Origin of the sequence: Pseudomonas sp. SMSB3 (genome assembly GCF_052041965.1) — a bacterium.
Classification (GTDB): domain Bacteria; phylum Pseudomonadota; class Gammaproteobacteria; order Pseudomonadales; family Pseudomonadaceae; genus Aquipseudomonas.
The window spans coordinates 24,407-49,191 of sequence record NZ_JBKGGV010000009.1 but is presented as its reverse complement, the minus strand read 5'-3'; the positions used below and the strand labels follow the sequence as shown (position 1 = coordinate 49,191).

Genomic DNA, 24,785 nt, shown 5'->3' with positions numbered 1-24,785 from the left:
CAGCCCGCGGCGCTACTTCAGGGTCACTTCACTTCAACGGCCAGGCTCTGGGCAATCTTGTTCTGCCACAGGGCGGGACCGGTGATGTGCACCGACTCGCCGTTGCTGTCCACGGCAACGGTGACCGGCATGTCCTTGACCTCGAACTCGTAGATCGCTTCCATGCCCAGTTCGGCGAACGCCAGGACCTTGGACTTGCGAATGGCCTGGGCCACCAGGTAGGCGGCGCCGCCGACGGCCATCAGGTACACCGCCTTGTTGTCCTTGATCGCTTCGATCGCGGTCGGGCCACGCTCGGATTTACCGATCATGCCCAGCAGGCCGGTCTGTTCGAGGATCTGGCGGGTGAACTTGTCCATGCGCGTGGCCGTGGTCGGGCCAGCTGGGCCTACCACTTCGTCACCGACCGGATCGACCGGGCCGACGTAGTAAATGAAGCGGCCTTTGAGGTCGACCGGCAGCGCTTCGCCACGGTTGAGCATCTCCACCATGCGCTTGTGCGCAGCATCGCGGCCGGTGAGCATCTTGCCGTTGAGCAGGATGGTTTCGCCCGGCTTCCAGCTCGCGACCTCTTCCGGGGTGATATCGTCGAGATTGACGCGGCGCGCGCTTGGGCCGGCTTCCCAGACGATCTCCGGGTAGGCGTCCAGCGACGGTGCTTCGAGCTCGGCCGGGCCGTTGCCGTCGAGCACGAAGTGGGCGTGACGGGTGGCGGCGCAGTTGGGGATCATGCACACCGGCAAGGAGGCGGCGTGGGTCGGGTAGTCCATGATCTTGACGTCGAGCACGGTGGTCAGGCCACCCAGGCCCTGGGCACCGATGCCCAGCTGGTTGACCTTGTCGAACAGCTCCAGGCGAATTTCCTCGAGCCGGTTCTGCGGGCCACGGGCCTTGAGCTCATGGATGTCGATGGACTCCATCAACACCTCTTTGGCCATCACCGCAGCCTTTTCGGCGGTGCCGCCAATGCCGATGCCGAGCATACCTGGCGGGCACCAGCCGGCGCCCATGGTCGGCACGGTCTTGAGTACCCAGTCGACGATCGAGTCGGATGGGTTGAGCATGGCCATCTTCGACTTGTTCTCCGAACCGCCGCCTTTGGCCGCGACGTCGACTTCGACCTTGTCGCCCGGCACGATGGAGTAGTGGATGACCGCTGGGGTATTGTCTTTGGTGTTCTTGCGAGCACCGGCCGGGTCGGCGAGGATCGAGGCGCGCAGGACGTTTTCAGGCAGGTTGTAGGCGCGACGCACACCTTCGTTGATCATGTCGTCGACGCTCATGGTCGCGCCGTCCCAGCGCACGTCCATGCCCACGCGGATGAACACGGTGACGATGCCGGTATCCTGGCAGATCGGACGATGGCCAGTGGCGCACATGCGCGAGTTGATCAGAATCTGGGCAATCGAGTCGCGGGCAGCCGGCGATTCTTCACGCAGGTAGGCCTCGTGCATGGCCTGGATGAAATCGACGGGGTGGTAGTACGAGATGAATTGCAGGGCATCGGCGACGCTCTGAATCAGGTCGTCTTGCTTGATCACGGTCATGCAGCGCGCTCCTCTTAAAGACGGGAACATTCAAAAAGACGCTCGACGGTGCCGACCAGCGTGTCGAAACGCCTTGCAAGGCGCGCCGGCAGGCTGGCCGGCGCAAAAGGGCGCGGCAGTATAGCGCGCCTCCGTGCGCGAAACACCTGCGCGTGGTCTGGACCATGGTCGAAAACGCGCAGGGGCGATGGCCGGGTTATTGCGGGTAGTAGGTGCGACCTGAGGCGATTTCGAAGCCCGGCATGCTCGGGTTCGGGTCTGGACCAGCGTTGGCGCGGCGCCACCAGGGCACGCGCTGCAGCGGAATATTGAAGCCGCCGGCGCTGTCCAGGTTACGCATGAAGCTGGCGCGCACCACGTAGATGACGTTGTCATACCCATACACTGGGCGCTGCAGCACATCGGCCAGCTGCTGCGCGGCGCCACTGCGCCCGCCGAAGCAGGCCAGCAGGACCATGGGTTGGTTGGCCGGAGTGCCGAGCTGGAGTTGCCGAGGGGCGATCTCACGCAGGGCGATGCGCCTGGCATTTTCCATCTGGCCCTGGGCGTTCATCAGCTTGCCTGAGGCTGAACCGTGGGTTTCGAAGGCGGTGTAGCCCTGGCCCCAGACATTGCGATGAAATGCCACGTCATTCTCGAGGCCTTCGCCGTACAGCACATCGGCATAGCCGCGCACGAACTTGACCGGTGACGGTTGGTGGCTGCTCGGCGCGACCCGCAGTGCCCTGGCCGAGACTCTTGGCAGCAGTTGGCCCAGCAGCGGCGCCAGGCTCAAGGCCGAGCCGGCCAGCCCGCTACCCAGCGCTACCCAACCCAGCACCTCGGCTGCCCGGGTATCGCAGCGCGGGCCTTGCAGGGCCATGCTGGCGATGCCTGTGCCCAGCGACAGGGCTGCCAGCGAGGCGCTGCCGATCGCGAGCATGCCACTGCTGGTGAGTGTCCCCAGGCCTGCGCTTAGCACGCCCCACAGCGCCGGGGCAGCTGTGCCGGCGCTGGCCAATGTCGCCAGGGCGCCCATGGCCAGGCCCAGGCCGGCCACGGTCCAGGCTACCCAGTTATGACCATCGGGATCGACGCGGTTGATCGGGTCACCGGCGCAGTAAGCGTAAGGGTTGATGCCGCCTGCGCCGAAGGGGCTTTCGCTGTCTGGACTCAGAAACATCATCAGCAGCGGATCGTACGGCCGATATCCACCGGGCAGGTACCAATCGAATGGCGGCTCACGGCGGTTGCCGCTGAAGCCCCAGGCCGGGCGCGGCTCATCGGCGTTGCTGCCGTGGGGGCAATAGCGCAGCTGCTGCAGCGCTTGGGCAGCGTGCAAGCGTAGGCTGCCTTGGTGGTCCTGGCCGAGCAGGGCCGCGTGGCTGTCAGGTCTGTCCAGCGCAGTCAGCGCGTGCAGCGCCCGGCCATCGCTGGCAACGCTCATTACCTGCTCGCCGTGCCGTTCATGGGTCAGCTGGCCACCCGCGTAGAAACTGCGTATCACGCCGCCGGCAAAGGTCCGCGCATACACTTGGCCGTTGGCATGGTAGCGGTACAGGCAAGCTGCGCCGTCTTTCTCGACACGCTCCAGACGGCCGTGGGCATCCCAATCCAGGCGGCGACCGAGGCTATCGGCGATCAACCGGCCGCAGGCGTCGTAGCGCAGGTCGATGCTTGTCGGCCAGCTGGCGTGGGTATGGCAGATGCGCACGAGCTGGGCCGGATTGTCGGGTGCGTAGTCGAAGGTGGCGATGTCTTCGCTGGCATCGACAAAGCGGCTGGTGACCCGTTCGAAGCCATTGAGCGGATTGAACACGGAGCGCTGCTCGACGATAGCGTTGCCCTTGGCATCGAGGGGCGCGACCTCGGCATCGGCGCTGTAGTGGACCAGACGCCCGCGCAGATCGTAGTCAAAGCGCTCTTCGCCGGTACTTTCCTGGCTTTGCCAGCGCCGCCAGACCAGTTGGTCGAGGTCGTTGTAGCGCAGGGTCTGGGTGGCTTCGCTGCGCTCGTCAACCTGCGTGAACACGAAGCGCAGCTGCTGCGGGCGCCCCATCGCATCGTATTCATGCTCACAGACCAACTGGCGTGCGCTGGCACGCTCCAGCGTGGTCTGGGTAGCCAGTCGGCCAAAGGCGTCATAGGTCAGCGCGGTGTGCACGTCGCCGACCTGGACGCTGCTCAGGCGCCCACAGGCATCGTAACTGCGTATGTGCTGCACCCCGGCGGCGTCGCGCAGGCTCAGCGGCAGGCCTCTGAGGGAATGCGTCCAGTGGCTGCTGTGGGTCTGGTCCTCTACCGCCCAGGTTTCGCCCTGGAGCAGGCCGCTCTGGCTGAACTGCCAGCGTTGCTGCCCATGGCCGGTGCTGACCTGGACAGGCACGCCGAAGGTCGGATGATAGGTCAGTTGCTGCAGCGGCTCGTCGTCGGCGGCTACGCCGATCAGGGCGTTGTCCAGGTCCGGGTCATAGCGGTAGTCCACGCGCTTGCCGTTGGCCAGGATGTTCGCAGCCGGTGGCAGCAGGCCTGGCCGATAGAGGTATTGGGTGGTCTGGCCGGCCACCGTGACCGCGCGCTGACGGCCCAGGCCGTCGAACACTTGGCTGCCCAGGCTGACGGCAGCCGCCGCGCCGGCTGCGCGCAGGCGCAGGCTTTCAGGATGGTGGCCATCGCTGTGCGTTGCATAACGCCAGTGCAGGCGAGTGCCGTCGCTCAAGTGCTGCTCGACCAGGCGCGAAAAGGCATCGTGGCGCAGCTGCAACGCGCTGTGCTCAGTGCCCGCGCATAGCAGGCGCTGGGTAATGATGCGCCCCAGGCCATCGCGTTCGAGCTGCACGGTGCGCACCAGGCGCCTGTTGCTGTCGAGCCAGTGCCGCTCGATCACGCTCGCTGCGGCGTCGACCCGCTCGACCTGCAGCGGCCCGGTCAGGTCGCCCACCGACCGCCACTGCTCGCGGCGTCGTGCAATCGGGTCGTGACGGATATGGCTGTCGATCCCTTCAGGGCTGGTCTGCCGGCAGACGTTGCCCCAGCCGTCGTACGCCAGGGTGCTGTGCAGGCGCAACGACGCCGCGGCGTCTGCGTGCGCGAACCAGTCGAGCTGGGTCTGGCTGATTGGCCGGCCCAGCGCATCGAACCGATTCACGGCGACTTCACGAAACACCCCAGGGCCGTGGTCGATGTCTTCGAGCTCCACCTGCAGCGTGCGCCCGTCGCCATCGAGCCATTGGCGTTGCCGGCGGCCACTGACATCGACCTGTTCCACCAGGTTGACCAGCCAGCTGCCGGCGCGGGCAGCAGCACGTGCGGCAGGGTCGCCCAGGTGGTAGCGCACCTGGTGTTCATGCTGCTGGCTGCTGCCGGCGGCCATCACGGTGCGGATCAGGCGGCCTGCCGGGTCGTGAAAAAACTGCGTGCAGGCGCCGTTGACGCTGCGCTCCCAGGCCAGCAGACCGGTGATCTGGCAGTGGGCGACACGGGAGACGGTGCGGTTGACGGCGTCGTTCTCGAAGCCGATCACTGCCGTTTCGCTGACCAGCGTCGCGTCTTCGTTGCGGTAGGTGTGAAGGTGGGTAGTAGCTTTTGCGCCGATACTGAAAACCTGGCGCTGTTGCCGGCCGTAGAACGCTCCGGGGGTTTGCTCGTAGGTGGTATCGATGCGCTTGAGCAGGCTGCCGACGCTGTCGTCGAAGGTCTCCTGGCAGGTCAGCAGGACATGGGCTGGCGCGCCTGCGAGCGACGATTCCAGGCGTTGATAACGGTATTGTTCGCGCAGCACAGGGGCCGGATGCGCAGACGGTGCTGGAATCACGGTCGATGACGCCCGATGGCGCACCCAGCCCAACGGATCGGCCGGGCAGTCGGCGTTGCCGTGTGCTGGATGATAGGTGTGACGCACCTGCAGGCCGCTGGGGTAATCGACCTGCAGCAGGTTGCCCGCTGCATCATAGCCATAGCAGGTGCGTTCGCTGCGTTCACGCACGGTTGCGGCATGCTCGATGAACTGGGTCACGTGCTCTTTGGGTAACTGGCAGTCTGACGGCTGCTTCTCCCAACTGGCACTCGGATCGTCGCCGTAGACGGTTCGCTCGCGCACTTCGCAGCTGCCTTGGCGGCAACGTTGCTCGACCAGCAGGTGAAAGCGGTTCCACACGCGGGTGATGCAGGCCAACGGCTCGCCGCGATCGTCACTGATGGTTTCAGTGACCTGGTAGCGATAATCGCCCGGGGCCTGGTAAAGGTTGTCGCGGCCCGGCTGCCATTCGACGACCTGGCCGCTGGCGTAGCCGAGGAAATTGCGCTGGCCCAGCCAATCGTATTGGTGGTGGCGGTCGGCCCCGGGCACGCCGCACGAATGGGTCCAGCCGCTGACACGCGGCAGGGTAGCCAGGGGCGCGCCTGGCGGCAGTTGATGCCCGTGCACGCCTTCGGCCCAGTGGACGGTGTCGCGTGCCCCCAGTGGGCTGGTGCAGTGGCTGGGCAGCAGCAGGCAGCGTCCATCGGCGAGCGGGACTTCATCGTATTCGATGCGCACCGGCCTGGCGGCGCCGGGTAACTGCAGCTCGGTCAGGCGCTCGTTGCTCAGGCGCAGGGTGACGTCGCTGGCCTGCGAGGTGCCTGGGTTGAGCATCAGCTCGAGTTCACCGGCGCGGCGTTGCAGGGCGAGCAGGGTGCGCTGTTCGTCACGTACTGCGGCAAGTTGTGGCGGGCCGTCGGCCAGGGCGATCCAGTCCAGGAACAGCCTGTCGCCCAGGGGCGAATGCACCTCGTCCAACAGGTAGCGGGCAGTGCCGGCGTGCTGGCGCAGCAGCTCGCATTCTCCGCTCTTGTAGTCCAGGCGCAGGCGACCGTCGGCCTGGCGCTGCAGGCGCAGGTTGTCGAGCTTGTGATCGCGCAGCTGCCACGGCATTTGGCCGTCGAGGTCGCTGGCCGTCGGGTCGAGGGCGAACTGCTCACCGCTGGTCAGACGCAGCACGGCATGTTCGGGGTCCAAATCGACGTGCGACAGGTTCAGGTTCCAGCCATGGCCAAAGCCGTGATCGACCAGCGAGTCCAGGGTGCTGAACGACAGGCACGGCGACAGCGTCGGCCCGCGCAGTTGGTTGCCGGGGGCCAGGGGCAGGGTCAGTGACAGGGTGAACTGGCCAGTGCGCGGATCGACTGCGGTGTTGAACCGCTCGGGAAAATTGACCGCTTGGGTGTGCAGCGGGGCAGTGGGCATAGGGTCGCTCGCGGTAGTCGGTAGGCGTTGGCCAGCGACGCATCGCGCTGGCCATGCAGGTCAGTGGCCGATGCGAAAATCGATGAGGTTGCCATTGGCGGCGGGCAACAGCTCGATGAGGTGTTCGTTACCCTGTTGGTCCACCAGACCCCAGCGGCTAGGGCGGCGTATCTGGGGGTAGCCGGGTTTGTCGTAATCGACGTTTTGCACGCGCACGACATTCATCGTGCCCGCCGTCTGATTGATGCCAACCTTTTCCCCGTAGGCCTGCCAGACGAACGCTGGGCCCACGGCAAAGGCGTAGTGGAAGAAACTGTCCGCTCTGTAGGGGCCGCCGAATTGCAGGGCCGGGCGGCTGTCGACGTAACCTTCGTAGTACTCGACGCCGCTGGCGGTGCCGTAGCAGCGGCTTTCGATGATCCGCTGATTCGGATCCTTGAAGCCCAGGGTGTACAAGTCGAGGTCGAAGTGCCCACCCTCCAGTGGCTCGGCTGCCACATCGTCGCGTTGCAATTGGAAATGCTCCTTGCCCAGGCGCAGCGGCGAGAGCGATTCGACGCTCACCGATGACCTGAAAAAGCCTTCGTTGCTGACCGCGCGGCTGCCGTCCGGCAGCCAGATGCTGGCGTAAACGGTGTCGATGCTGCCACCTGGACGTGTCGAGCTTATATAGAAGCGCCGCCTGCGCGTGGCATCGGTAATGCCTGGCAAGGTACTGGGCGGGTGATGGCTGGCCGGCTGGTAATCGAAGCGCGTATCGCGCTGGTCGTCGGCGAACAGGGCAAAGTCCAGCGGCTGCAACTGCCCGTTGTCGTCAAACTGCACCAGGCTGATCGAATCCAGCTGTTGTTGGCTAAGGCTGTGGCCTTCGCGCGGCTCGACCGTCACGGTCACTTCGACCTGTTGCTGGCCATTGGCGAAAACGCGGTTGGAGGGCGAGGTGACATCGACCCGCAAGCGTCGAAGCCACAGATACGGTTGTGAGCTGCTCATGCGCATGCCTCTTGCAAGAAAGCCCGCTATTTAAAGGATGCGCAGGCTGGGGCTGTCGGTGAATAATTGAGGCCCTGCGCCCCATCGAATCCGATACCCCGCCATGCAGAGGAGGGTTGATGCCTGATATCACCGTGGGCGAGCGGCGCTGGACGGTGCCGACCGGCCGCAATTTGCTCGATGCCCTGAACGAGGCTGGGCACCACGTGCCCTACAGTTGCCGTGCCGGCAGTTGCCATGCGTGCCTGGTGCAGTGCCTGAGCGGGCAGCCTGTCGACGCGCTGCCTGAGGCTTTGGCGCTGGACAAGCACGCCCTGGGCTGGCGCCTGGCGTGCCAGTGCCGAGTGGTCGAAGACCTGCAGGTTGCAGTGTTCGACCCGCAGCAGGATGGGATACCGGCGCGGGTCGTCGTGCTGGAGTGGCTGGGTGAGGTGCTGCGTATGCGGCTGGCGCCTGGGCGACTGCTGCGCTATCAAGCTGGGCAACATGTGGTGCTGTGGTCAGGCAGCGTGGCCCGCCCTTATTCCCTGGCCAGCCTGCCGGGCGAGGATGAGTGGTTGGAGTTTCATATCGACTGCCGGCGGCCCGGCGCCTTTTGTACCCTGGTTCGCAGGCTGCGAATTGGCGACGAACTACGCTTGGGCGAGCTCCGCGGCGGCGCGCTGCACTACGACCCGCAGTGGCAGGCGCGGCCGCTGTGGTTGCTGGCAGCGGGCACGGGCCTGGCACCGTTGTGGGGCATCGTGCGCGAAGCATTGCGGCAGGGGCATGAAGGTGCAATCCGGCTGGTGCATGTCGCGGCGGACGACGCTGGGCATTACCTGGCCCAGGCGTTGCGGGAGCTGGAAGGGGTGGAGGTCGAACTGGTGCCAGCCGCGCAGCTGGAACAGGCGTTGGCACGGTTGCGCCCGTCATCGCGGCAAACGGTGGCGTTGCTGTGCGGGGCACCGGCAACCGTCGAGCGCTTCGCCCGGCGCTTGTTCATGGCGGGCCTGCCGCGAGGGCAGGTGTTTGCGGACGTGTTCGTCGAACACGCTTGAACCGGCAAGCCCGCGCCTACGCTGTAGACGCGGGCTGTCACCGCGACAGCAGATCAGCCGACCAGCGGATCGCCGACGTGCAGGATCTTCATGCCGTTGGTGCCGCCGATGGTGTGGTAGCTGTCACCTTTGGTCAGGATCACCCAGTCACCTTGTTGCACCAGACCGCGCTGCAGCAGCTCGTCTACCGCCGCCTGACTGACTTTGTCGGCAGGCTTGGATGCCGGGTCGAAGGCGATGGGGTAAACGCCGCGGAACATGTTGGCGCGTGCCTGGGTCGCGCGGTGTGGCGACAGCGCGAAGATCGGCACGTGCGAGCGCAGGCGCGACATGATCAGCGGGGTATAGCCACTCTCGGTCAGCGCGATGATCGCCTTGACGCCGGGGAAGTGGTTGGCGGTGTAGATCGCCGCCAGGGCAATGCTCTCGTCGCAGCGCTCGAACGTGGTGTGCAGGCGGTGGCTGGACTTCTGGCTGGTCGGGTGCTTCTCGGCGCCCAGGCAGATGCGGGCCATGGCCTGGACCGCTTCGATCGGGTAGGAACCGGCAGCACTCTCGGCCGAGAGCATCACCGCATCGGTGTTGTCCAGCACGGCGTTGGCCACGTCGGACACCTCGGCGCGGGTCGGCATCGGGTTCTGGATCATCGACTCCATCATCTGCGTCGCGACGATCACCGCCTTGTTGTTGCGGCGCGCATGCTGGATGATTTTCTTCTGGATGGCGATCAGCTCGGCGTCGCCGATTTCTACACCCAGGTCACCACGGGCAACCATCACAGCGTCGGAGGCGGCGATCAGCTTGTCCAGGGTTTCGTCGTCGGCAACGGCCTCGGCACGTTCGATCTTGGCCACCAGCCAGGCGTTGCCGCCCGATTCGTCACGCAGTTTGCGCGCGTATTCCATGTCGCTGGCGTCCCGCGGGAAGGACACGGCCAGGTAGTCCAGGTCCATCTCTGCGGCCAGCTTGATGTCGGCCTTGTCTTTTTCGGTCAGCGCCGGCGCAGTCAGGCCACCGCCTTTGCGGTTGATGCCTTTGTGGTCCGACAGCGGACCGCCGATGATCACCACGCAATGCAGGGCATCGGCGGTGGCGGTTTCGACGCGCATGACGACACGCCCGTCGTCGAGCAGCAGTTCGTCACCCACGCCGCAGTCCTTGACCAGGTCTGGATAGTCGATACCGACGATATCCTGGTTGCCTTCGGTCAGCGGATGCGCGGTGGAGAAGGTGAACTTGTCGCCGATTTTCAATTCGATGCGCTTGTTGGCGAACTTGGCGATGCGGATCTTCGGACCCTGCAGGTCGCCCAGCAGCGCGACATGGCGGCCGTTCTTGGCGGCGATGTCACGGATCAGGCGGGCACGGGCTTTGTGCTCGTCCGGCGTGCCGTGGGAGAAGTTCAGGCGTGCCACGTCCAGGCCAGCGAGGATCAGCTGTTCGATCACTTCCGGCGAGTTGCTGGCGGGGCCAAGGGTGGCGACGATTTTGGTACGGCGGATGCTCATGCACAGACTCCTATAGTGAAGCGCAGCGAAAGGCTACTCCTCAATTGGCCTGTAGTCATTGTTCCGTTGCACTACCGCGGCGGGGCCCCCTTGGGCGGCGGCTGCAAGCTGCGAGCACAAGCAAAGGCAAAAAGCACAAGCGAGCAACGGCAGTGGCCTTGCGGGCTTTTTCTTGCAGCTCGCAGCTTGCAGCTTGCAGCCAGCAGCTTCAGTCTTGGCGCCAGCGGCCGATAGACTGGCTAGCAAAGGAGATACCCATGCGTGCCTTGATCATCATTGCCCTCGCGCTCAGCGCTGGCGGCTGCACCCGCTGGTCCATGGACCACCACCTGAACAATGCCTACCGTGCCTATGACCGGGGCGATTGCCAGCGCGTCATGCTCGAACTGTCGCAGGTCGACCGTACCAGCCGAGCGCGGCCGTTCATTCATCCGGAGGTGTCCCTGCTGCGGGGCCAGTGCCTGGAGCGAGAGAAACTCTATGTCGATGCCGCGCAGACCTATGAGTACATGATCCTCAATTATCCGGGCAATGAGTATGCCTACCGGGCCAAGGCGCGCCTGCAAACCTTGGAGCGACTCGGTCATTACCGCAGCACCGAGGCGGCCGTGGCCAAGCCGATCAGCACTGCCCCTTGGCGTTAACACCAAGGTATCGCTAAATTCACGGGATTTGCCCAGCGTGCTGGGCTAATCTGTAAATCAGTTGTAACACTCACCGCCAGTACCTTGCATTCCTGGTACCAGGACTGTCTTGTCATTATGTTCACTCAGCGCCACATCGAACGTCATCAGTTGCCTTGTGTACTCAAGGTCTACAACCGCTTCACCGATCAGTTGATCGGGCAGCTCGGCAATGCCTCCGAAGACGGCATGATGCTGATCAGCTCACTGCCGGTGCTGGTTGGGCCGGACTTCGAGCTGCAACTGCGCGTGCCGTTGGCCGGCGGCGGTCTTCAGTTCATCAACCTGACCGCCAGTTGCCTGTGGTGTCGCGAAGACCAGACACCCGGGCATTACGATTCCGGGTTCATGCTGCTCCAGGCGCCGCCTGAGTACGATGAATTCGTGCGCAACCTGCGCGACTATTTCAGTTTCCGCCCGGCCAACGCTTCCGCCTGAGCCAGGCTCCGTTAGAATCGGGTCGATCTTGCAACAGGACGACCCCGTGACTTCCAGCATTTTCTGGCACGACTACGAAACCACCGGCATCAACCCACGCTGCGATCGACCGCTGCAGGTCGCCGGTGTGCGCACCGACCATGAGCTCAATGAAGTCGAGGCGCCGATCAATCTCTATTGCCGCCCCTCCGACGACATTCTGCCGCATCCTGCCGCCTGCCTGGTCACCGGTATCACCCCCGAGCAACTGGCCAGTGAAGGCTTGGGCGAAGCAGAGTTCATGACCCGCATTCACGAACAGCTGGCACGCCCCGGCACCTGTGGTGCCGGCTACAACACCCTGCGCTTCGATGATGAAGTGACGCGCTATAGCTTGTACCGCAACTTCTTCGACCCCTACGGCCGTGAATGGCAGGGCGGTAACAGCCGTTGGGATCTGATTGACGTGGTACGCACGGCCTATGCGCTGCGCCCTGAAGGAATCGTCTGGCCGCAACAGGACGGTCGCACCAGCCTGCGCCTGGAGCTGCTCAGCAAAGCCAATGGCCTCGACCACGGGCATGCCCACGAGGCGTTATCCGACGTACGGGCGACCATTGCCCTGGCGCGCCTGATCAAGCAGAAACAGCCAAAGTTGTTCGACTGGTTATTTCAGCTGCGCAGCAAGCACAAGGTGATGGAGCAGATCCGTCTGTTGCAGCCACTGGTGCATATATCTGGGCGCTTTTCAGCAGCGCGCAATTACTTGGGCGTAGTCTTGCCATTGGCATGGCACCCACACAATCGCAATGCCCTGATAGTCTGTGATTTGCATCAGGAAACCCTACCGTTATTGCGGGAAAGTGCTGAGGATCTGCGTCAGCGCTTGTACACTCGGCGTGAAGATTTGTCTGATGGACAACTACCGGTGCCCCTGAAGTTGGTACACATCAATCGCTGCCCGGTGGTCGCGCCTTTGTCGGTAGTGCGCCCGATCGATCAGCAACGCCTGGGCATTGATCTAGCCTCGTTGCAAACCCGCGCTGAAGCACTTGGCACTCAACAAGCGGTCTGGCAGGACAAGCTCGAACATATCTATGGCAAGGAAGATTTCGCCACGAACGAGGACCCTGAACAGCAGTTGTATGAAGGCTTCATTGGCGAGCGCGACCGGCGCCTGTGCGAACAAGTCCGTAGCCTGGATCCGGCACAGTTGGGGCATGGCCATTGGATGTTCGATGATCCACGCTTGCCTGAATTATTGTTCCGTTACCGTGCCCGCAACTTTCCCGATACCCTCGACAGCGAGGAAAGCCTGCGTTGGTACAGCTTCTGCCAACGGCGCCTGAGCGATCCACAGTGGGGTGCGCCGAATACCCTGGGCGACTTCGAGCAGGCATGCCTGAGCGCCTGGGCCACGGCAGACGAGGCCGGGCGCAAGGTGTTGCAGGCGTGGCAAGTGCATGCCCGCCATCTTCAACAGCACTTTGCTATCACCTGTTGATCGTCCACAAAAAACGCCAGCGAATGCTGGCGTTCTTGTTTGAATATACCGCGCCGGTGTGTGGACGATCAGTCCAGCAGGCTGGCCCAGCTTTCAACCACATCACCGCCCCACTTGGCTTTCCATTCTTTCAGGGTCTTGTGGTTGCCGCCTTTGGTTTCGATCACTTCACCGTTGTGCGGATTCTTGTATTGCTTGACCTTGCGTGCACGCTTGGTGGCGGTTGGTTTCACCGCACCGCGGGGTGCCTTGCTCATTTTCGCTTCTGGGTCGAGCAGGGCGATCACGTCGCGCAGCGATTTGGAGTATTCGCCCATCAGTGCGCGCAGTTTGCCTTCGAACTCCAGTTCTTTCTTCAGCTTGTCATCCTGGGACAGGTTGGCCAGGCGAGCTTGAAGTTCCTTGATGGCTTCTTCGGTAGCGCGGTACTCGTTGATCAGGGACATGAAGTGTTCCTTAATGCGTGTTCAGAAATGTGTGGTCCAATAATAGACAGGCGATACTCGCAAGTAAACATAATAATCCTCGCTTACTTGTCATTAACCCTGTGACAAAATATCTCTAGATTAAGAAATTTTTACATAGTCGCGATTAGTTAATGCTCGCCTCGACGCCCCTGCGACCAGCCGCCAGCGCCACCGGGACCTACCCAGACGCCGGCGGCCGGCGCATTGCTTACTGCGTTTTTCTGGACGTGCCGCTAGAATGTGCGCCTTTGCGAAGTTCTGGAGTCTTAATTCATGCGCACCTATCGTCTGGTGATCGCTTGCCCCGACCGTGTCGGCATCGTGGCGAAAGTCAGTAATTTCCTGGCCTTGTACAATGGCTGGATCACCGAAGCCAGCCACCACTCCGATCAGCAGAGCGGTTGGTTCTTCATGCGCCATGAAATCCGTGCCGAATCGCTGCCGTTCGGTATCGAGGCTTTCCGTGAAGCCTTCGCGCCGATCGCCGAAGAATTCTCCATGACCTGGCGCATCACCGACTCGGCGCAGAAAAAACGCGTCGTGCTGATGGCCAGCCGCGAATCGCACTGCCTGGCCGACCTGCTGCACCGCTGGCATACCGACGAGCTCGATTGCGACATTCCCTGCGTGATTTCCAACCACAACGATCTGCGCAGCATGGTCGAGTGGCATGGCATTCCGTTCTTCCATGTGCCGGTCGACCCCAAGGACAAGGCGCCTGCCTTCGCCGAAGTGTCGCGCCTGGTCCAGGAGCATGCTGCAGATGTCGTGGTGCTTGCGCGCTACATGCAGATCCTGCCGCCGCAGTTGTGCCAGGACTACGCCGAGAAGGTCATCAATATCCACCACAGCTTCCTGCCGTCGTTCGTTGGCGCCAAGCCCTATCACCAGGCGGCCCTGCGCGGGGTGAAGCTGATCGGCGCGACCTGCCACTACGTGACCGAAGAGCTCGATGCCGGGCCGATCATCGAGCAGGATGTGGTGCGGGTGAATCATGCCGACAGCATCGAAGACATGGTGCGCTTCGGTCGTGACGTAGAGAAGATGGTGCTGGCCCGTGGCTTGCGCTATCACCTCGAGGATCGGGTGCTGGTGCACGGCAACAAGACCGTGGTATTCGACTGACAGCGCAGCTTCAGTGCTCGGGGGGTGATCATGGCTAAGCGCAACAACCCTGCCGCCTCGGCGCCGCCCACCCTGGGTGAGGGCTGCCTGGCACGTTACGACCCCGATGCCCTGGATGACGACGACGGCACCGAATTCCCCGGTGCCGCCGAACTCTGGCGCCAGCTCAACCCGCCTGACGGCGCCAGCGCTCCAGCAACGGGCGCGCCAGCAGGCAGACGAATACCGGTCCGCCCGCCAGCAGATAAAAGTAGTAGGTAATCGCCCGCCAGATCACGATTGCCGCTGCTGCGGTCGAACTGCCCACCAGGGGCGATAACAGGCTCGCCGAGGTCAGCTCGGCGGCGCCGGCTCCGCCGGGTAGCAGACTGAATTGCCCGGCACTGAGCGACAGCATCTGCACCAGAAAGCTGGGGATCCACGACAGCTGCGCGCCCAGTCCCTGCAGCACCAGGTACAGCACGCTGAAACGCAGGCTCCAATGCACGCAGGTAAGGCTGAAGACCAGCGCCAGCGTGCGTTTGGGCAACTGCCAGGTCTGCGCCAGCGCATCGATGAAATGAAGTACCTTGCGCGCCCAGCGTCGACGGCGCTGCGGCGTCACACCCAAGCGTCGCAACAGGCGCCCATTGAAACGCAACACCGCGCGTCGATAGCGCAGCAACACCACCACCAGCGCCAGCGCCGCACAGAGCAACAGCGCGCTGCCCAGCAGCATGCTTTCCTGACTGCGACCCAGGCTATGGAACAGCGCATAGCCGGAAATCGCCAGCATCGCGCAGAAGAAGAACAGCAGGTCATTGAGCTGATCCATGGCAAATACCGCACCACTGCGCGCCGCTCCGATGTGATTGCGTGCCAGCAAGGCCATGAGGGTTACCGGACCGCCGCTCCCGCCGGGGGTAGTGCAGATCGCGAACTCGGTGGCCATGATGACGCCGACGCTGCGCAGGACGCCCAATCGTGCGCCGTGCTGACCCAGCAGCAAGCGCAAGCGCATGGCGTTGATGACCCAGCACAGGACGATCATGCCCAGCAGACCCAGCAGCAGCTCGGGGTCGAAGGTCTTGAGTCTGGGCAGCAGCTCGCTGCCGCCAAGCCATGCCGGTACCAGCACGGCCCCAAGCAGTGCCAGGCCCAGCCAGCCCCAGCGATTCATGCCGCCACCTGGCGCTCCAGCCAGGTTGATTTGGTCAGCGGTTCGCGGCCTTGCAGCAGCAGGTCATCCAGGGTATTGAGCCAATAGTCGCGCGAAGAACGGTGGCGCATGTCCACCGGGTGCAGGCCCAGGCGCAGGGTATCGGCTGTGCGCCAGCGTTGGCACTGCCAATCGCAAAGCACCTTGGACAGACCGCGGCGCCAGGCGCTGCGGGCACTCCAGACCAAGCCTGGGGCGTCGTATGCGGTGAAATCCGGCAATCGATACAGGTGCTGCGGCGTGCTGGTGTAGCGCAGCGGCAGTTGGCTCAGGGCCTGCCGTGTACCCTGGCTCATCAGCCAGGCCGGGGCGACGAAGCCTGCCACCGGCCAGCCCTGGCGCTCGAACACTGCCAGGCCCTGTTCCAGTCGCTGCATGGCCTGCGCCTGATCGAGGGCATAGAACTCGCCTTCGTGGGTATAGATGCGTCGCATGAAGAAATCGCTGATGCCGCGCGGTGCCGGTCCGTCGTCAGCGTGGAAGAAGCCGTGCAAGGCGAGCTCATCGCCCTTGGCCAGGCGCCGTTCGAGCAGGCGGCAGAACGACGGCGACTGGCCTAGCGGGTTGCGGTGATGAAAGTCCGGAACCACCAGCCAGGTCATCGGTACATGGCCCATTTCGTCCACCGCCTGCACGAAAGGCTCGTAGTCCGGCCAGGTTTCCGGGGCGACGTCGTGAAGCACCAGCATGACGCTGCCTGGGTGGGTGAGTGAATCAGCCATGGGCGCGTACCTGTGGTTGATGGCCGACCACGGCGTGGTAGTGATGCAGCAGGCCGGTCACGACGCTGTCCCACGAATAGTGCTGCTCGACATGCCGACGCGCCTGGGCGCCCAGCTTGCGCACGCCGGCCTCGAACACCTCGCGCACGGCCATGGCCATGGCGTGGGCGTCATTGGGCCGGCACAGGCGCCCGCAGTTGTCATTGACGATCTCGCCAAACGCCCCGGCCTTGACGGCGACCACCGGCGTGGCGCTGGCCATCGCTTCGAGAATCACCAAACCAAAGGTTTCCTGATCTCCCGCGTGTACCAGCAGGTCGGCGCTGGCCATCAGCCGGGCGACTTCCTGAGGAGGCCTGAACTGGTCGATGACAGTGACGTTGTCCGGCACGTTGGCCGGCATGTTCGAGCCCACCAATAACAGGTGGTAAGGCCGCCCGAGGTGACGCATGCAGTCGAGCAGCACGGGCAGGTTCTTTTCCCGTGAGCCACGCCCGGCATAGATCAGTAGGCGCGCGGTGTCGGCAATGCCCAGTTCGGCGCGCACATGCGGGTCGCGCCGCTCGGGGTTGAAGGTTTCCAGATCGACGCCCAGGGGCTGCACGTGCACTTCGCGCACGCCGAGGCGGCGCAGCTTGTCGGCCATCACGGTGCTGGGTGCCAGCACTCGGTCGAAGTTGCCGTACAACTTGCTGACGTAGGCTTCGACATTGGGGGTGAACCAGTTGCCCATGCGGTTGCTCACCAACAGCGGTAGATCGGAGTGATAGAAGCCGATGACCGGCACGTCCAGCTGGCGCCGTGCTTCGAGCGCCGCCCAGGCGGTGAGGTAGGGGTCACCGACCTCGATCAGGTCGGGCTTGAGGTTGCGCAATACATTGCACCACGGCGCCAGGCGCACCGGAAATCGGTAGCCTTTGCCGAAGGGCAGGGGTGGTGCCGGGACGTGATAGATACCATCGGCATGGGTGGCGCTGGCGCCGGGTATCAGCAAACTGTGGCGTACGTCCGCAATGGCATCGAGGCGATGGTGTTTGGCATCAAGGTAAGTCCGCACGCCGCCACTGGCTGGGGCGTAGAACATGGTGATGTCAGCGATGTGCACGATCAGCATCCCTCCGGGATCGTCTTCGAGTCTGTCATACGGCTGCAATGAGCCGGCGGTGACGCGCCTAAAGATTGACCTTGCGACAGGGGAGTTTGTTCGGTCGGATTGGGGGAGGGCAGCTGCAAGCTACAAGCTAAAAGCCACGGGCGATCGCCGTCTTGCTTTTACTTGCAGCTTGCAGCTTGCCACTCAGATGCGGAAGGTGCCGACCAGGTGCTTGAGGCGGGTGGCCTGTTGTTCCAGGTCCGAGCAGGCGCGCAGGGTCGCCTGCAGGTTTTCCACGCCTTCCTGGTTGAGCATGTTGATCTCGTTGATGTCCATGTTGATCGAGTCGACCACGGCGGTCTGCTCTTCGGTGGCGGTCGCCACCGACTGGTTCATGCCGTCGATTTCACCGATACGCAGCGTCACGCTGTCCAGACGTTCGCCGGCCTGATTGGCGATCTGCATGCTGTCCTGGCTGTGACGCTGGCTCTGGCCCATGGTGTCCACCGACTCGCGCGCGCCGACTTGCAGCTCTTCGATCATCGTCTGCACTTGCTGCGCCGACTCCTGGGTGCGATGGGCGAGGTTGCGTACCTCGTCAGCGACCACGGCAAACCCACGCCCCGCCTCACCGGCTCGGGCCGCCTCGATGGCGGCATTGAGGGCCAGCAGGTTGGTCTGTTGCGAGATGCTGGTGATCACTTCGAGAATCTGACCGATGTTCACCGTCTTGCTGTTGAGCGTCTCGATGTGCGCACTGGAGCTGACGATCAGGTCCGATAGTCGGTTCATCGCGGCGATGTTGCGCTCGACCACCTGCTGGCCTTCCTCAGCCAGCAGACGTGCGGAACTGGCGTGCTGCGAAGCCTGGGCGGCATTGCCGGCGATCTCCTGGGCAGCGGCGCCCAGTTCGTTGATGGCAGCGGCCACACTGTTGGTACGGTTGGACTGCTCGTCGGAATTGCTCATCGACGAGTTGGACGCGCTGATGACCCGCAGCGCCACCTCGTTGACCTGCTCGGTGGCTGACGACACTTCACGGATCGAGCCATGAATGCGTTCGACGAAGCGGTTGAAGGCCTTGCCGAGGATGCCGAATTCGTCGTTGCTGTGAATGGTCAGGCGCTTGGTCAAGTCGCCTTCGCCTTCGGCGATGTCTTCCATGGCCCGGGTCATGGTGTGCAGCGGTTGCATCAGCACGCGAATCAGCAGGCCGAGCAGGCCGATGATGATCACCACCGCCACCACGGTGGCGATCACCGCCGAGGTGCGGAAGGTGCTGAGCATGGCGAACGCCTTGCCCTTGTCCACCGACAGGCCGAGGTACCAGTTGGCCGAAGGCAAGCCCTTGATCGGCGTGAAGGTCACCAGCCGGGCCTGGCCATTGGCATCGACCTCGGTCAGCTCACCGGACAGCTTGGGGGTACCTTGCGGGAACAAGTCTGACAGCGACTTCATCACCAGGTTCTGCTCCGGGTGCACGAGGATCTTGCCCTGGTCGTTGACCAGGAAGGCATAGCCCATGCCGCCGAAGTTCAGCGAATTGATGATCTGCACCAGGCCGTCGAGCGCCAGGTCGCCACCGACCACGCCGACATTTGCGGCGACCTTGCTGAGGATGCCGATGACCATCTTGTTGGTGGTCAGGTCGATGTACGGCTCGGTGAGGATTGCGCCCTGAGCATTCATGCCATCCTTGTACCAGGGGCGGGTGCGCGGGTCGTAGCCTTCGGGCATCTTGGCATCCGGGCGCACGCTGAAGCCGCCGTCGACCTTGCCCAGGTAGACGGTGAGAAAGCTTGAAATCAGCGCATTCTGACCCATCAGGGTTTCGGCACTGGCGGGTTGCTGGGCGATGTTCTGCGCCAGGTTTTCCACCAGTTTGATCCGGCCGTCGAACAGGTTGCGGATGTTGGTTGAAGTCGATTCGCCCATCTCCGCCAGATAATTTTCCAGGTCTTCGCGGATGGCATTACGCTGAAGGTAGTCGTTGTACAGCGTGAACAGGCTAAAGGCGAGTATCACGATCAGAGACGCAGCCAACAGAATCTTGTGGCTGAAGCGCAGGTTTTTGTTCATGGCGTAATCGTTCCGCTAAGGTTTTTATCGGGCGTTCGCACGCGCGGGCACGCAACAGTGCAACTTGCCGAATATCCTTTTCGGTGGCTCCTGTCGGTTAAGGCGAATATCACCCACAGGTATCGGCCGAATTAAGCCAAAGCTTGAGCGGGGATTATCCAGATGGCTGAAACTTCCACCTTAGTTATAGGCGCCGATCCCAGCGGTCAGCCGGTACAGCAGGCGATGCGCCTGGCCAATCGCCATGGTTTGATCGCAGGGGCGACTGGCACGGGCAAGACCGTGACCTTGCAACACCTGGCCGAACAGTTCAGCGATGCCGGTGTGGCGGTGTTTGCCGCCGACATCAAGGGCGACCTGTGCGGCCTGGGTGCGCCCGGCGCACCCCAGGGTAAGGTCGCCGAGCGTATCGCCGGCATGCCCTGGCTGGGACACGCGCCGCGCGCTTATCCGCTGACCCTCTGGGACGTAGCCGGGCAATCGGGCCACCCATTGCGCACCACCTTGAGCGAAATGGGCCCGCTGCTGCTGGGCAATCTCCTGGAGTTGACCGACAGCCAGCAGGCCGCGTTGTATGCGGCGTTCAAGGTGGCCGACCGTGAAGGCCTGCTGCTGCTCGACTTGAAAGATCTCAAGGCGTTGCTGGCACACCTGAAGCAGCGTCCGCAATTGCTCGGTGAAGACAGTGCGCTGGTCACCACGGCGTCGACGCAGGCCTTGTGGCGCCGGCTGGCGACCTTGGAGCAGCAAGGCGCCGAGGCGCTGTTCGGCGAGCCAGCGCTACAGCTTGAAGACATGCTGCAGCCCGACCGCGACGGCCGCGGGCGCATTCACCTGCTCGATGCCAGCCGCCTGGTGCATGAGGCGCCCAAAGTCTACGCAACCTTCCTGTTGTGGCTGTTGGCCGAGCTGTTCGAGCAACTGCCTGAGCGCGGCGATGCCGACAAACCGGTATTGGCGCTGTTTTTCGATGAGGCGCACCTGTTGTTCAACGGCACGCCCAAGGCCTTGCAGGATCGGCTCGAGCAGGTGGTGCGACTGATCCGCTCGAAAGGGGTAGGGGTGTACTTCGTCACCCAGTCACCGGGCGACCTGCCTGATAGCGTGCTGGCGCAGCTGGGATTGCGCATCCAGCACGGCCTGCGCGCCTATACCGTGAAGGAGCAGAAAACGCTCAGGGCCGTGGCCGATGGCATGCGCGCCAACCCTGCATTCGATAGCTTGACGGTGCTGACTGAGCTAGGCATCGGTGAGGCGCTGGTCGGCACGCTGGAGGATAAAGGCACGCCGGCACAGGTGCAGCGCGTGCTGATCGCAGCGCCGCAGTCGCGCATCGGACCGTTGAGCGCCGCAGAGCGCGCGGCGTTGATTGCGAGCTCGCCGTTGCGCGGACGCTATGACCAGGCGGTCGACCGGGAGTCGGCGTATGAGCTGTTGACCCAGCGCAAAGGCGAGCCGGTCGAGCCTGCGCCAGTGCCCAAGGCAGAGGAAAGTTTTGCCGACAAGGCCGGAGAGTTTCTGCAGGGTGCAGCCGGTCACGCCATCAAGTCTGCCGTGCGCCAGGCTGCCAATCAGCTGGGGCGGCAGTTGGTGCGAGGGATGCTGGGGTCGTTGCTCGGCGGCAAGCGAAAATGAGCGCAAGGCCCTGGGGCTAGTGCTGCTCACTGTGGGGGTCGACCCAGCTGGGCGACTCCCACAGCGCACTTTTCAGCGCAGCGTCACCGCTCAGGCCAGGGCCTTGGAGGCCAGCCAGAACAGGCCTGCAGCCAAGCCCATGGAGGCGGGCAGGGTCAACACCCAGGCCAGCAGGATGGTCTTCACGGTGCCGCCTTGCAGGCCGCTTTTGTTGGCGACCATGGTGCCGGCCACGCCGGACGACAGTACATGCGTGGTCGACACCGGCAGGGCGAACACGTTGGCCATGCCGATAGCGCAGGCGGCGGTGATCTGTGCCGACATGCCCTGGGCATAGGTCATGCCCTGCTTGCCGATCTTCTCACCGACGGTCAGTACCACCCGCTTCCAGCCCACCATGGTGCCCAGGCCCAAGGCCAGGGCCACGGCCACGATGACCCAGAACGGCGCGTATTCGGTGGTCGCGGTCAAGTCCTTGCGCAGTTTCTCGAGGTCGGCTTTTTCGCGGGCGTCCAGGCCTGGCAGCTTGCCGACTTTCTTCGCGGTGTCGTCCAGGCACAGCAGGTAACGGCGTACTTCGACGCGCTTGTCAGTATCCAGTGCGTGGTAGTCGGTCACCCCTTGCAGCGAGGACTGCAGGGCCGCGATGGTCGGCTCGGTCTGCTGCGGGTTGCAGCTGAACTGCTCCGGCAGGTCGGTCGACTTGGCCTTGCCCAGGGCCAGGAACTCACCCAGGGTGGCAGCATTGCGCTCGTAGAACTGGCTCATGTGCAGAGTGGCGTCGCGGGTACGCTCGATCTGGTAGGTGGTGCTGTTGAGGTCGAGCACGAACTTGGCGGGCACGATACCGATCAGCACCAGCATGATCAGGCCGATACCTTTCTGGCCATCGTTGGAGCCATGCACGAAGCTCACGCCCATCGCCGAGATCACCAGCACCAGGCGGTTCCAGAACGGTGGATGTTTTTTGTCGTCGAGCTTGCGGCGCTGCTCCGGCGTCTTGTGCATCTTCGACAGGGGGCGCCACCACTTCAGGCCGATCAACACCAGTGCTGCAACGGCGAAGCCAGCCATGGGCGAGACCACCAGCGACATGGCGATGTCGATCGCCTTTTGCCAGTTGACGCCGTCACCGAGGGGGATGTCGTTGATCAGGGCATTGGCCAGACCTACACCGAGGATCGAGCCGATCAACGTGTGCGAGCTCGACGCCGGGATGCCGAAGTACCAGGTGCCCAGGTTCCAGGTGATGGCGGCGGCCAGCAACGAGAAGACCATGGCCAGGCCGTGACCGGTGTTGACATTGATCAGCAGCTCGACCGGCAGCAGGTGAACGATGGCGTAGGCCACCCCCACGCCGCCCAGCAGCACGCCGAGGAAGTTGAAGATCCCGGAGAAGAACACAGCCAGGTGTGGAGGCATGGCTTTGGTATAGATGACGGTGGCTACCGCGTTGGCGGTGTCATGAAAGCCATTGATGAACTCGAAGGCGAGCACGAAGGTCAAGGCGAGCAGCAAGCTCACCAACACCCAGGCATCCAGTCCGCTGAATAAATCGATCATGAAGGTTGTCTGGCGGTCATAGGGGGGCGGGATTATGCCAGAAAACCTTGGCAATCGATGCACCCGCCACTGACCGATGGCAGCCCTGCGTGCGCTGGATCAACCTTTTTCAAGCAGGTATCCGGGCGTGTAAATTCGTCGAAAAGACAGCAAAAATCGGAAACGGAAGCAATTTTTCTGGAAAAAGCGGCAGGCGAGTCCGTTCAAACGCTTGTATGAAATTTGTGTAATTCCATTTCATCAGCGCCGATTGGGTAAAGATCGCCACCTTCGCGTCGCCCAGCCTGATCGCATCAAGGTTGCAGCGGGCAGTTCAAGGGTGCTCGCTGCGCAGTTCCTTTTCCATTTTTTCCAGCTCCTGGCTGAAGGCCTGGTCCTGGACAGTGGCACGTTTGCGCCAAGGCTTGCGCTCGGGTTCCGTTTGCGCCGCATAGGTGGTGACTTCGCCACCGTAAACTTCCGTGTAACGTTCAGCCTGGCGCTCGAGTTCAGCGCGCAGTTCTTCTTTCGTCACAGTGTTACCTGAATAGTTGATAAACATGGGAGCCCGCGTGCAACTTCTGTTTGCCGAGCGGGTGCTGGCACTTCGTTTCCTTAGGAGTGGGGCGGCGTAGCGCCGATCCGGGCCAGCGAAACCGATTATAGCAAGCGGACATAGTTCAAACAGGCTTTTGTTCGCGGCCAACGACAAGTTGTCCATTTACAACTGCCTTGTAAATAAGAGCGAACAGGCGGCGCGAGAGTTCGATGCAATTGCAGCACGGTATAAATAAAACGGCCCCGCACGAGGCGAGGCCGTTGCCTGAGACTTCTACGGTGGGTACCTGACCAGTCTCTCCAAAGAAGCCACATGTGGCAGAGGAAAGGTATAAGCAAATTTGTCAGCGGTCAATTGCGATTATCGGCCGTTCGTTCGATAATCGCACGAGCCAGCGATTTATTTTGAGGTAAGCGATGAGCGACGACACCATGGCCGAGGACGCCACCCATCCCGAGGAAGCTCGCCTGAGCGCACCGGCATTGGCACCGCCCATCGTGGCATCGCCGGCCAAACGCATCCAGGCCTTCACCGGCGACCCTGACTTCATGACCTCGCTGGCGCGAGGCCTGGCAGTGATCCAGGCGTTCCAGGAACGTAAACGGCATCTGACCATCGCCCAGATCAGCCATCGCACGGAAATCCCCAGGGCTGCCGTGCGTCGCTGCCTGCATACCTTGATCAAGCTGGGCTACGCGACGACGGATGGGCGCACCTACTCGTTGCTGCCCAAGGTGCTGACCCTCGGGCATGCCTACTTGTCCTCCACGCCGCTTGCCGTGTCGGCGCAGCCTTATCTGGACCGCATCAGCGATCAGCTGCACGAGGCGGCCAACATGGCCACTCTCGAAGGTGACGACATCCTCTATATCGCCCGCTCGGCCACGGTCGAGCGCCTGATTTCGGTGGACCTTTCGGTGGGTGGGCGGCTGCCGGCTTATTGCACTTCCATGGGCCGCATTCTGCTGGCGGCGATGGATGACACCAGCCTGCGTGAATACCTTGCCCGCGCCGACCTCAAGGCGCGCACCAGTCGTACCCTGCACGATGCCGACTCGCTGTTCGCCTGTATTCAGCAGGTACGGGCGCAGGGTTGGTGCGTGGTCGACCAGGAACTGGAGCAAGGCTTGCGCTCGATTGCGGTACCCATCTACGACGCCTCCGGCCAGGTACTGGCCGCGCTGAACGTCAGTACCCACGTCGGCCGGGTCAGTCGCGGCGAACTGGAACAGCGTTTCCTGCCGATCTTGCTGGCGGCCAGTCGCGACCTGTGTCACCAGCTGTTCGGCTGAACGAGCGCCGATCGCCGGGGTGCTGCGCATTGCGTGCGATAAACGCACAGTGTCGTTTGAGCTCAATTGCGCAGCGCCTGCTTGCTGATTAATGTCTCTCGCACCGGTCGGCTCGCCGACCGAATACAAGAACAACATCAGAGGCGCATCCCATGACCACTGTCACTCCACTGTCGCG

General features: G+C 63.1%; 17 protein-coding genes and 2 pseudogenes. 7 read left to right on the top strand and 12 right to left on the bottom strand.

Annotation, left to right across the window (positions count from 1 at the left end):
• Positions 1-23 precede the first annotated feature (23 nt).
• The 3 genes from ACLEJW_RS15670 to ACLEJW_RS15660 all read right to left on the bottom strand — a co-directional run bounded on the left by ACLEJW_RS15670 (position 24) and on the right by ACLEJW_RS15660 (position 7,743).
• The gene (locus ACLEJW_RS15670) at positions 24-1,547 is read right to left on the bottom strand and encodes a fumarate hydratase (protein ID WP_145188150.1); all 1,524 of its coding nucleotides are present in this window, start codon (positions 1,545-1,547) and stop codon (positions 24-26) included.
• 196 nt (positions 1,548-1,743) lie between these two features.
• Positions 1,744-6,750, bottom strand: coding sequence for an RHS repeat-associated core domain-containing protein (locus ACLEJW_RS15665; protein WP_440777863.1), 5,007 nt, complete (start codon positions 6,748-6,750; stop codon positions 1,744-1,746).
• 60 nt (positions 6,751-6,810) lie between these two features.
• Entirely contained in the window at positions 6,811-7,743 is a 933-nt protein-coding gene (locus ACLEJW_RS15660) for a hypothetical protein (RefSeq protein WP_313295012.1), read from the bottom strand.
• Positions 7,744-7,862: 119 nt separating this feature from the next.
• Between ACLEJW_RS15660 and ACLEJW_RS15655 the strand changes: the two genes are divergently transcribed.
• Positions 7,863-8,783 (top strand): iron-sulfur-binding ferredoxin reductase, encoded by a 921-nt coding sequence (locus ACLEJW_RS15655; protein WP_440777862.1) that lies wholly within the window; start codon positions 7,863-7,865, stop codon positions 8,781-8,783.
• A gap of 53 nt (positions 8,784-8,836) precedes the next feature.
• Here the strand turns inward: ACLEJW_RS15655 and pyk are convergent, their stop codons facing one another.
• Positions 8,837-10,291: a pyruvate kinase gene (gene pyk, locus ACLEJW_RS15650; RefSeq protein ID WP_145188138.1), complete on the bottom strand. Its 1,455-nt coding sequence runs from the start codon at positions 10,289-10,291 to the stop codon at positions 8,837-8,839.
• 257 nt (positions 10,292-10,548) lie between these two features.
• Between pyk and ACLEJW_RS15645 the strand changes: the two genes are divergently transcribed.
• The 3 genes from ACLEJW_RS15645 to sbcB all read left to right on the top strand — a co-directional run bounded on the left by ACLEJW_RS15645 (position 10,549) and on the right by sbcB (position 12,895).
• Complete coding sequence (locus ACLEJW_RS15645; RefSeq protein WP_145188135.1) at positions 10,549-10,935, top strand: tetratricopeptide repeat protein; 387 nt, start codon at positions 10,549-10,551, stop codon at positions 10,933-10,935.
• A 117-nt stretch (positions 10,936-11,052) separates the two neighbouring features.
• Positions 11,053-11,412: a PilZ domain-containing protein gene (locus ACLEJW_RS15640; protein WP_440777861.1), complete on the top strand. Its 360-nt coding sequence runs from the start codon at positions 11,053-11,055 to the stop codon at positions 11,410-11,412.
• Between the two features lie 46 nt (positions 11,413-11,458).
• A complete protein-coding gene (gene sbcB / locus ACLEJW_RS15635; protein WP_440777860.1) occupies positions 11,459-12,895 on the top strand; it encodes an exodeoxyribonuclease I in 1,437 nt (478 codons plus the stop codon).
• 68 nt (positions 12,896-12,963) lie between these two features.
• Here the strand turns inward: sbcB and mvaT are convergent, their stop codons facing one another.
• Positions 12,964-13,341: a histone-like nucleoid-structuring protein MvaT gene (gene mvaT / locus ACLEJW_RS15630; RefSeq protein WP_145188124.1), complete on the bottom strand. Its 378-nt coding sequence runs from the start codon at positions 13,339-13,341 to the stop codon at positions 12,964-12,966.
• A 294-nt stretch (positions 13,342-13,635) separates the two neighbouring features.
• Here mvaT and purU point away from each other — a divergent pair, with 294 nt between their 5' ends.
• Positions 13,636-14,487, top strand: a complete 852-nt coding sequence (purU, locus tag ACLEJW_RS15625) for a formyltetrahydrofolate deformylase (protein ID WP_145188121.1) — start codon at positions 13,636-13,638, stop codon at positions 14,485-14,487.
• 166 nt (positions 14,488-14,653) lie between these two features.
• Here the strand turns inward: purU and ACLEJW_RS15620 are convergent, their stop codons facing one another.
• From ACLEJW_RS15620 to ACLEJW_RS15600, 5 genes and pseudogenes are all read right to left on the bottom strand, one after another.
• The gene (locus tag ACLEJW_RS15620) at positions 14,654-15,646 is read right to left on the bottom strand and encodes a lysylphosphatidylglycerol synthase transmembrane domain-containing protein (protein ID WP_313646673.1); all 993 of its coding nucleotides are present in this window, start codon (positions 15,644-15,646) and stop codon (positions 14,654-14,656) included.
• Positions 15,643-16,407, bottom strand: a complete 765-nt coding sequence (locus ACLEJW_RS15615; RefSeq protein ID WP_145188112.1) for a DUF2334 domain-containing protein — start codon at positions 16,405-16,407, stop codon at positions 15,643-15,645. The genes ACLEJW_RS15620 and ACLEJW_RS15615 overlap by 4 nt, the downstream gene beginning before the upstream one ends.
• Positions 16,400-17,521 (bottom strand): glycosyltransferase family 4 protein, encoded by a 1,122-nt coding sequence (locus ACLEJW_RS15610; RefSeq protein WP_145188109.1) that lies wholly within the window; start codon positions 17,519-17,521, stop codon positions 16,400-16,402. Before ACLEJW_RS15610 ends, ACLEJW_RS15615 begins: the two co-directional genes overlap by 8 nt.
• 183 nt (positions 17,522-17,704) lie before the next feature.
• A pseudogene (locus tag ACLEJW_RS15605) lies at positions 17,705-18,301 on the bottom strand (methyl-accepting chemotaxis protein); the annotation flags it as partial.
• A gap of 261 nt (positions 18,302-18,562) precedes the next feature.
• Positions 18,563-19,435 (bottom strand): annotated as a pseudogene (locus tag ACLEJW_RS15600) (HAMP domain-containing protein); the annotation flags it as partial.
• Between the two features lie 306 nt (positions 19,436-19,741).
• Here ACLEJW_RS15600 and ACLEJW_RS15595 point away from each other — a divergent pair.
• Complete coding sequence (locus ACLEJW_RS15595; RefSeq protein WP_440777859.1) at positions 19,742-21,214, top strand: helicase HerA-like domain-containing protein; 1,473 nt, start codon at positions 19,742-19,744, stop codon at positions 21,212-21,214.
• A 90-nt stretch (positions 21,215-21,304) separates the two neighbouring features.
• On the opposite strand, the gene ACLEJW_RS15590 is transcribed toward ACLEJW_RS15595, so the two are convergent.
• Both ACLEJW_RS15590 and ACLEJW_RS15585 read right to left on the bottom strand, forming a co-directional pair.
• Positions 21,305-22,777 carry an inorganic phosphate transporter gene (locus ACLEJW_RS15590; protein ID WP_145188101.1) on the bottom strand — a complete coding sequence of 491 codons (1,473 nt, stop codon included), beginning with the start codon at positions 22,775-22,777 and terminating at the stop codon, positions 21,305-21,307.
• 313 nt (positions 22,778-23,090) lie between these two features.
• Positions 23,091-23,291, bottom strand: a complete 201-nt coding sequence (locus tag ACLEJW_RS15585) for a hypothetical protein (RefSeq protein WP_145188098.1) — start codon at positions 23,289-23,291, stop codon at positions 23,091-23,093.
• 455 nt (positions 23,292-23,746) lie between these two features.
• Here ACLEJW_RS15585 and pcaR point away from each other — a divergent pair, with 455 nt between their 5' ends.
• The gene (gene pcaR, locus ACLEJW_RS15580; RefSeq protein WP_145188712.1) at positions 23,747-24,607 is read left to right on the top strand and encodes a pca regulon transcriptional regulator PcaR; all 861 of its coding nucleotides are present in this window, start codon (positions 23,747-23,749) and stop codon (positions 24,605-24,607) included.
• The last annotated feature ends 178 nt before the right edge of the window (positions 24,608-24,785 follow it).

Bases quoted from the DNA above. Each gene is read 5' to 3' on its own strand.
- ACLEJW_RS15670 (WP_145188150.1), bottom strand. From the start codon at position 1,547: ATGACCGTGATCAAGCAAGACGACCTGATTCAGAGCGTCGCCGATGCC.
- ACLEJW_RS15665 (WP_440777863.1), bottom strand. From the start codon at position 6,750: ATGCCCACTGCCCCGCTGCACACCCAAGCGGTCAATTTTCCCGAGCGG.
- ACLEJW_RS15660 (WP_313295012.1), bottom strand. From the start codon at position 7,743: ATGAGCAGCTCACAACCGTATCTGTGGCTTCGACGCTTGCGGGTCGAT.
- ACLEJW_RS15655 (WP_440777862.1), top strand. From the start codon at position 7,863: ATGCCTGATATCACCGTGGGCGAGCGGCGCTGGACGGTGCCGACCGGC.
- pyk (WP_145188138.1), bottom strand. From the start codon at position 10,291: ATGAGCATCCGCCGTACCAAAATCGTCGCCACCCTTGGCCCCGCCAGC.
- ACLEJW_RS15645 (WP_145188135.1), top strand. From the start codon at position 10,549: ATGCGTGCCTTGATCATCATTGCCCTCGCGCTCAGCGCTGGCGGCTGC.
- ACLEJW_RS15640 (WP_440777861.1), top strand. From the start codon at position 11,053: ATGTTCACTCAGCGCCACATCGAACGTCATCAGTTGCCTTGTGTACTC.
- mvaT (WP_145188124.1), bottom strand. From the start codon at position 13,341: ATGTCCCTGATCAACGAGTACCGCGCTACCGAAGAAGCCATCAAGGAA.
- purU (WP_145188121.1), top strand. From the start codon at position 13,636: ATGCGCACCTATCGTCTGGTGATCGCTTGCCCCGACCGTGTCGGCATC.
- ACLEJW_RS15620 (WP_313646673.1), bottom strand. From the start codon at position 15,646: ATGAATCGCTGGGGCTGGCTGGGCCTGGCACTGCTTGGGGCCGTGCTG.
- ACLEJW_RS15615 (WP_145188112.1), bottom strand. From the start codon at position 16,407: ATGGCTGATTCACTCACCCACCCAGGCAGCGTCATGCTGGTGCTTCAC.
- ACLEJW_RS15610 (WP_145188109.1), bottom strand. From the start codon at position 17,521: ATGCTGATCGTGCACATCGCTGACATCACCATGTTCTACGCCCCAGCC.
- ACLEJW_RS15595 (WP_440777859.1), top strand. From the start codon at position 19,742: ATGGCTGAAACTTCCACCTTAGTTATAGGCGCCGATCCCAGCGGTCAG.
- ACLEJW_RS15590 (WP_145188101.1), bottom strand. From the start codon at position 22,777: ATGATCGATTTATTCAGCGGACTGGATGCCTGGGTGTTGGTGAGCTTG.
- pcaR (WP_145188712.1), top strand. From the start codon at position 23,747: ATGGCCGAGGACGCCACCCATCCCGAGGAAGCTCGCCTGAGCGCACCG.